A 1,988-nucleotide genomic window follows, 5' to 3' on the forward strand; every position below is an offset into this window, starting at 1 on the left:
CAGGCTGACCTGGTGCTCGCCGTGCTTGAGGCGCAGGCGTGTCACCTGGGTCATGTCCGGCAGGGTGCGCCAGGTGCGGGTGTCGGCGCCTTCGGTGACGGCCGAGGCAATACCGAGTACCAGGCCCGCCATCGGGTTGGTCTTGTTCAGGTTGTTCTGGGTGATGCCGCGAGTGACGGCGCGCACGGTGGTGCGCAGGATGATCCCCGGCATGTCATCCCGCAGGGCGCGGCGGGACATGGCGGTGGTGCTGTTGAGGGCAGTGAGGTTCTGTTGCCGGCCGTCGACACCGATCTGGGCGAAGGGCGCGGTCGAGGTGTCGGGCTTGATCACCGGGAACGACAGTGGCGTGATCACCAGGTGGCCGTCGATGGGGATCGGCAACGGCAGGCGAATCGAGTCGCGGGCCGGCGCCAGGCCGCTTTGCACCACGATCAGCACGTCAGTCTCGTCCGCACCGACCTTGGATTTGTCCAGGTCGAGCAGGGCCTGTTCCAGCAGCGGTGTGTTGGGACGCAGTTCGGCGGCCTTGCGATAACCCGGTGCGGCCAGGTCTTTTTCGCCCAGGGCTTCGTAGACGAAGCCGGCCAGGTAGTGGCTGAAAGCGCTCTGGTAGCTGTTCTTCAGGCCTACCACTTCAGGGGCGTTGAGGCTTTCCACCGGGTAGCCGCGCAGGTCCTTGAACTGGGTCGCGATGCCCTGGCGCTCGGCCTCGTTTTCGCTCTTGAGGTATTCCTTGTCCCGCAGGTCGGCAATCACCGCTTCGCGTTCGTGGGTCTTCTTGATCTCGGTGCGGGCACCGTCGAAGTCATTCAGCGCCAGCAGGTTCAGGGCCATCTGGGTGGTCAGCATGACCTTTTCGTAGTCGTAGCCTTCGTAGCGGCGGACCTTGTCATTGACCAGGAAGGCGCCGAACTGCGCGAGGTACTTGTCGGTGTCGAACTTGACCGACTCTTCCCACTTGTAGACTTGCAGGTCGGCGCTGCGCCAGGCGACCTGGCTGCCGGTCAGGTCGCCCTTGGCGCGCAGCAACTCACCCTTTTCGAAGTAGTAGAGAAGGTCCTTGTCGTCGCCGGTGTTGTTCTTCTCAAGCAGGGTCAGCGCGGCGTCGACGTTGCCGGTGGCCAACTGCTGATTGGTGGCTTGCAGCTCGTTGTCGTAGCTGCGAAACATCGAACAACCGGACAGCAAGGTCACTGCCGCGAGCGCGAGCGAGGTAAAGGCGCGAGATGCCATCGAAGAGCTTCTTCCCTGAACGTAATCGGCCGAATGTGCTGGTCGGGCCGAATCACCAATGGCAGGAAGGCGTTGCGATCCGGCCAATTCCTCATAAAAAGAGGAGCTGAAATGCCATTTCGAAATAACGAAGGCGCGGCATTATAAGCTGCATTACTGGCAAAACAATGGCCTTTTGGATCCGATTTTTAGCTCGGATGCCACTACCTAAGTGTCGTTATCCCCATCCCCGAATCACTAACGCCTTGAGTCAAACCCCTTAAGGTTTGACAATGTGTTACTTCGTATTTCCCTTTGAGATCCATTCATGATTGCCCCCTTCCGTTTTCTTGCCTGGCTGGTGCTGCCGGCGTTGATGTCGTGCAGTTTCAACCTGCTGGCTGCAACTGCCGAGGGCGCGCCCCAAGCCCTGCATTTACTGGACTACATCGGTGCGGACTACCCCCCGACAGTGGAGGCGGGCAAGGTTATCGATGATTCCGAATACCGTGAACAGGTAGAGTTTCTCGGGGTGTTGCAGGGGCTGGTGGCCGATCTACCGGAAAAGCCCGAGCGCGCCGAACTGATCAAAGGCGTGGATGAACTGCTGGCCGCCGTAACGGCCCATCAGGACGGCGCGGTGGTTGCGCACCAGGCCCGGCAATTGGGCGCCAAGTTGGCAGTGGCCTATGAAGTCAGCCAGGCCCCGGCCATTACCCCCGATCCGACGCGCGGTGCGCCGCTGTACGCGCAGAACTGCTCGGTGTGCCACG

1 protein-coding gene and 1 pseudogene are annotated in these 1,988 nt (G+C 61.2%); one reads left to right on the plus strand and one right to left on the minus strand.

The features are described from left to right. Window positions 1-1,236, minus strand: a 1,236-nt coding sequence (locus HX846_RS18145) for a COG3014 family protein (protein WP_178965832.1), incomplete at its 3' end; no start/stop codon positions are given. A gap of 307 nt (window positions 1,237-1,543) precedes the next feature. Between HX846_RS18145 and HX846_RS18150 the strand changes: the two are divergent. Continuing rightward, a pseudogene (locus HX846_RS18150) lies at window positions 1,544-1,988 on the plus strand (cystathionine gamma-synthase); the annotation flags it as partial.

The organism is Pseudomonas sp. K5002 (assembly GCF_013386655.1).
Classification (GTDB): domain Bacteria; phylum Pseudomonadota; class Gammaproteobacteria; order Pseudomonadales; family Pseudomonadaceae; genus Aquipseudomonas.